Source organism: Microcystis sp. M113S1, from assembly GCF_020246945.1.
Classification (GTDB): Bacteria; Cyanobacteriota; Cyanobacteriia; order Cyanobacteriales; family Microcystaceae; genus Microcystis.
The window spans coordinates 1-5,751 of sequence record NZ_JADBSA010000380.1 but is presented as its reverse complement, the minus strand read 5'-3'; the positions used below and the strand labels follow the sequence as shown (position 1 = coordinate 5,751).

3 protein-coding genes and 2 pseudogenes are annotated in these 5,751 nt (G+C 43.3%); 3 read left to right on the top strand and 2 right to left on the bottom strand.

Translation table 11 applies throughout. The features are described 5' to 3' along the window. Window positions 1-1,426 precede the first annotated feature (1,426 nt). Complete coding sequence (locus IM319_RS19320; RefSeq protein WP_425185273.1) at window positions 1,427-3,559, top strand: CARDB domain-containing protein; 2,133 nt, start codon at window positions 1,427-1,429, stop codon at window positions 3,557-3,559. Window positions 3,560-3,779: 220 nt separating this feature from the next. Here the strand turns inward: IM319_RS19320 and IM319_RS19315 are convergent. Continuing rightward, window positions 3,780-3,980: pseudogene (locus IM319_RS19315) on the bottom strand (transposase); the annotation flags it as partial. Between the two features lie 2 nt (window positions 3,981-3,982). On the opposite strand from IM319_RS19315, the pseudogene IM319_RS22780 reads away from it, so the two are divergent. Continuing rightward, a pseudogene (locus IM319_RS22780) lies at window positions 3,983-4,172 on the top strand (hypothetical protein). A 252-nt stretch (window positions 4,173-4,424) separates the two neighbouring features. Here IM319_RS22780 and IM319_RS19310 read toward each other — a convergent pair. Further along, window positions 4,425-4,979: a hypothetical protein gene (locus IM319_RS19310; protein WP_287079254.1), complete on the bottom strand. Its 555-nt coding sequence runs from the start codon at window positions 4,977-4,979 to the stop codon at window positions 4,425-4,427. Between the two features lie 342 nt (window positions 4,980-5,321). On the opposite strand from IM319_RS19310, the gene IM319_RS19305 reads away from it, so the two are divergent. Then, the coding region (locus IM319_RS19305) for an RNA-guided endonuclease InsQ/TnpB family protein (protein WP_287736607.1) at window positions 5,322-5,751 on the top strand (430 nt) is incomplete at its 3' end.

Genomic DNA, 5,751 nt, shown 5'->3' with positions numbered 1-5,751 from the left:
TTCGGCTCTTCTAGGTTCTGTGTGAGGATGGTGTAATAGTTACTAATTCTGTACGCAAACGTCGTACTTTGAATCAGCTTTGTACGCTTTGACCCGTACAGGGCTAACTAGGGTTTGCGGCAAAAAGTTTTTCGGTGGGGGTTGGGGGTTGGGGGTTGGGGGTTGGGGGATGGGTTTTACCGATTTTCAGGTGGTCAACTACCTAATTTTCAGGGAAAAAGTACCTGAATTTTCCCCCTGATCACTCCCATGCCTGGCACTTTTTGATTGACAAAAAGTCTAAAAGTCTTACCCAACAAGGTTTTTAGATTTATTCAGCACACCCTAACTAGGGTCTGCTGAAAAAGTTTTTCGGTGGGGGTTGGGGGTTGGGGGATGGGGGATGGGGGATGGGTTTTACCGATTTTCAGGTGGTCAACTACCTAATTTTCGGGGAAAAAGTACCTGAATTTTCCCCCCGACCACTCCCATGGCTGGCACTTTTTGATTTCAAAAAAGCCTAAAGATATTATCCAACAAGGTTTTTAGATTTATTCAGCAGACCCTAACTAAAGACGTAAAAATTGATTGACTTTACAGATCGCATGGTCCAAGCTGTGTGAGTTAGATCACTCAGGTAGTCGCAAAACTCAAGTTTGAATTGCGCCTATTGGGAATTATAGTCATTTCAATTAAGATTGATAAATAAATGCCCGATTTCATACTAAATCCAGTTATCAAAGACTCATTATCTATTTCTCCTTTTGCATGAGTGCATGAGTGCATGAGTGCATGAGTGTATGAGTGCCTGTCCTGATATGTAGCCTATACTCAACGGATTTAGTAGTATCATAAGGTTTTCATCGGTCCAGATTGTATTAAAATTATCTGAAATAACTTTAGTTTTATCCATAGATAAAAATCTATAACTAAAGACATAAAAATTTATAACTAAAGACATAAAAGTTTATAACTAAAGACATAAAAATTGATTGACTTTATGGATTCCATGGTGTTATAGTAGGTGATGTAGGTCACTCAGTTGTATCGCACAACTCAAGTTTGAGTTGAATTGCCCCCATGATTCCTGCTTTGTCAACATTTTCAAACAGATTAAGCAAATGCACAGCTAGTTGTCGTCCATCAAGAACAGGCGATCGCAAACGGTAAGCTAAGATGCCTTTAAATCGCTTATTCTTGGATTAGCCGAACCTCCCCCGCTACCCTTGCCCCCCCGACATCGGAGGGGCAAGGGGGGGTCTTACCTCTTGCCTATTGCCTCTTGTATCGTCTCAACAAGAAGTTTAAATTGCGAACAGCTTACTTGTACTGTGAACCTGTAAATTTCTACTGACGGTGACATCGGTTTGGTGGTGGAGTGCAACGACAAGTTAAGCTTCAAGGCTTTCTGTCCTGAATACCCTTACTCTTTTCTAACTTATTAGCCATGACTTCAACCACTTCTATAACTACCGCCGGGTCATCACCAAAAAAGACCGTTGATGATCAGAAGAAAGTAACTGAGAACGAGCAAATACCAAATAGTACTAAAGCAGCCAGTAAGATTGATGCGTTGTTAGAGCAGGTTATCGGTGGCAAAAATTTAAATCAACTCTCCCTAAACGATTTAAGTGTGCTTTTGAGTGGAGTTGATTTTTTAGAGGCAATTGGACTTGACTACAAATCAAATAATGGCAAGAGCGGCAATAGCGGCAATAACAAAAATTCAGGTTCTACCCAAAGTTTTACCGCAGGTTCTACCCCAAGTTCTACCCCAAGTTTGACCTCAAGTTCTACCCTAAGTTTGACCTCAAGTTCTACCCCAAGTTCCACCCCAAGTTCCACCCCAAGTTCTACCCCAAGTTCTACCCCAAGTTCCACCCCAAGTTCTACCTCAACTTCTACCTCAACTTCTACCTCAAGTTTTACCTCAAGTGTCTCACTACCAGATTTAGTGGGCAGTTTTGGCACGATTAATTTGCCAAGTACGGTTAACTTCGGCGCTCAGGGAAGTGCGCAGGTAATTGTCACCAATCAAGGACAGGCGATCGCCAGTGGTCCCAGTACTGTCAAACTGTACATTTCCACTGACGGTGAGATTGACAGTAACGATGCTTTGCTCACCAGTGTCAGCACAAACTTGAACCTAAATGCCGGGCAGTCAGTCACCCTAAACTTAGGGTATAACAATAATACTTCAGTCATCGCTCCGGGGGCTTACTTTCTCATTGCTCAAGTTGATGCAAATAACCAAATTGCCGAACAACTCGAAACCAATAATGTCACCAGTCAATTAGTATCGGGACTCAATACTAATGCCATCATCGACTGGAATGCGATCGCATTAAATGCGATTCAAGCCGAGGGAAAAGCAGGGCGGGGAGTTGGGCCGACAGTAGGTTCTCGCTTAATGGCGCTGGTTTCTACTGCCGTCTATGATACGGTCAATGCCTTCAACACAACTTTTCCCTCCTACGCTGTAAATGTGAACGCACCAGCAAATACCTCGTTGCAGGCGGCGGTAGTTGGTGCTGCTTATCGAGTTCTCTCTACTCAATTACCTGGACAAAATAGCTTGTTATTACAGCAAGTAGCCAATTCTCTGGCGGAGATTCAGGACAGTGCCACCGCTGAAAACAGGGGTTTTAATTTTGGCATTTTAGTAGGCAATCAGAGCATCAATTTACGCACTAATGATGGTTCCAGCAACAATACGCCTTTCACTGCGCCGTCGGGAGCCTATGTCTGGAGACCAGAAACCTTAGGACCTACTGCTGGGGTAGCACTTGGCGCAAACTGGGGGGGAGTAGCTCCTTGGACAATTGGGGACATTAACCAGTTTGTCTCGAACAATCAACTTGATGTGACTCTTAATGGCCGTCCCAACACAAATCCTACATTGTATGCCGAAGAAATTGAAGAAGTTCGGCTCTACGGCGGATTGCAAAACACTGCTCTCACTACCACTTTACGCAATGCAGACCAGGAAGAAATGGCTGTTTTCTGGGCCTATGACCGGGCTGATACCTTCCGTCCCTACGGGCATTTAAACCAAATTGCTCAAAAAATTGCGGTGAGTGGGGGCAATACCTTGCAAAAAGATGCCAGCCTATTTGCCGCGTTAAATACCGCGCTGGCAGATGCGGTAATCGTTGCTTGGAAGGCCAAATACACTGAACTCCAACCTCGCCCTGATGACGTAATTGCCGGAGGATTTGCGGCTAATGACGGGATAGCTTCTACGGTGGGCGATCCCAATTGGAAACCCTTGCTGTCAGAATTAATGGGGGTTAATTCGCCACCCTTTCCAGATTATCTGTCAGGGCATTCCGCCATGGGGGGAGCATTTGCTGGAGTCATGACCGAATATTTTGGTGAAAACTATGTGTTTAGTACGGTCTCCCAAGAACTTCCCGGTGTCGTTCGTAATTTCAATAGCTTCCATCAAGCGGGAATGGAAGATGCCCTTAGCCGTATTTATGGCGGGGTTCACGTCCGTGAGGCTTGTATTGATTCTTTTGACATGGGGTTAGAGGTTGGCAATTTTGTCAGCTCAAATTTCTTTCGGCCACCTGTCTAGTATCATGTCGAGTTGAACGAACCTGCATCAGTCCCCACCCTTCGGCAACGCACCGGTGGGGAAGGTGCAGGGGGCGGCAATTTGAGGACTCGATGTCCGAAAAATTGCCAACTAAATTTTAGGTGTATCCTGATTTTTGATATACTCCTTAAGCTTTTCAAGCGGTGGTTTGTGTTAGGCAATGGACGGGGTTATCGAAAATTTGGGTTAAAACCCCGTCCTAAAAGGACGGCTTTTCTTGATCTTTAATAGAGCATCTGAGAACTTCCAGGGTTGCACCTCCTAAAGAAGAAACAAAATAACTAGGAGACCAAAGAGCATCTTTCCCATAGGGTTTAGGATAGCCAGCTTGTCCATACCTACGACTAGAAACCCCTTTTAAAGAATTAACCATTACAGAAATAGGGTTCTTCGGTTTGTGTTATGCAATGGACGGGGGTTATAAGGGATGGAACCCTTATGCTAGAAAGGCATTTGGCGATTTTTGTCAATTGTTTTTGATCTAGAGCGAACTAATCAATTAAGTCTCTTGCCGGATAAGGATTTAGTCAATTTATGCCCCCCTATGGAACCATACCAAGTAACGAAGAACCAAAAATATTATCACTGCTAACAATTCAGGGGAAATATTCTGGAGCAAAGAACAGCAAGACTTAATCCAGGAATAAAGTGATAATGCGTAGCTATGCGCTACAATAAATCAAAGGAATTGAGGTATTGATTACCGCAAAGTATGTTCAACCCAGAACCGCAGCAGAAATGCTTGGAGTCCACGTCCGAACCCTTGTCAAGTGGGAGCAGATATAGCGTTTCTCATAAAGATGAAGTGTAACCTAATGTAGTCCTGCAAAATAAAATGAGATGACTATTCAGGAGAAGACAGGTCGCGGAAAATCTGGCTGGCAATGGCTGCACTCCGGCGAATTTGTTCAATTTCGGAAAGACTTTGCCAATTTTCGGTTTCTATATTGGTTTCGCTCTGGCCATTACGCATAGTATAGGCGTAGGGACGAGCAAAAACCTGTAAATCTTCTGGAGACCATTGGGGAAAGAGATCACTAAGACAAACAACAAGGCGATCAAGCTTGTCTAATTGACTATCAACTAGATTTTCAGCACTTTCTACTAGACGATTTAAATGTTCGGCCGGCAATAAAGAGGCAAATTTATCAAAGATATTAGACCGGGGTGAAACGGAAACTGCCGGGAATTTTTGGTGTAAACTATTAAAGAATCTATCAGCTTCTGCCTCGATCGCCGTCGCTTCTAGGCCTTCACACAGAGAAAAGGGAGTTTCTGTCAGGTCTAAGGGATCATGACTCTCAACAGCGGTTACACCCCAGGGATAGGTGACTTCTTCTTCAATCAGGATTGCTAGAAGTTCCGCGGTAATCTGTTCGGATAGGGATAAATGGCTCATAAATAACAATCCATGTTTTAGCCTTTGTGGTGTTCAATAAGTAACTACATCTCGGTTTTGACAATTTCCGAAGCTACAAACAGACTCTTGGTGCAAGTCAGGTAGGAGGCACTCTTGCCAATAATTAGGGTTGGCTGAATATCAGTGAAACCCTTGCCAGAAAAGGGTTATGGCAATTTTTTTGTCCCAAAAAGTGCCAGAAACAAACGTTGAGAAATCAATCGGAGGGACTCAAAACCCTTACACTTTCATCGAAAATTTGGGTCTGAAACCCCGTCGTTCTACGACGGCTTTACCGTTAAATATTAGCACATTTACGGAATATATGCTAAAATGCTCCCCATGGAAAAAGCCTATTCTTACCGATTTTACCCCACACCAGAACAAGAGTCGCTATTGCGGCGCACCTTGGGCTGTGTAAGATTGGTTTACAATAAAGCTCTCCATCTCAGAACACAAACATGGTACGAAAAGCAAGAAAGAGTAGGATATGCTCAAACTTCTTCAATGCTAACTGATTGGAAAAAACAAGAAGAATTAGACTTTTTAAACGCAGTTAGTTGTGTACCTTTACAACAAGGGTTAAGACATTTACAAACGGCTTTCACTAACTTCTTTGCTGGTCGTACTAAGTATCCTAACTTTAAGAAAAAACATCAAGGAGGAAGTGCCGAATTTACTAAGTCAGCTTTTAAGTTCAAAGACAAACAAATTTATTTAGCCAAATGCACAGAACCTTTACCTATTCGCTGGTCAAGACAAATCCCAGAAG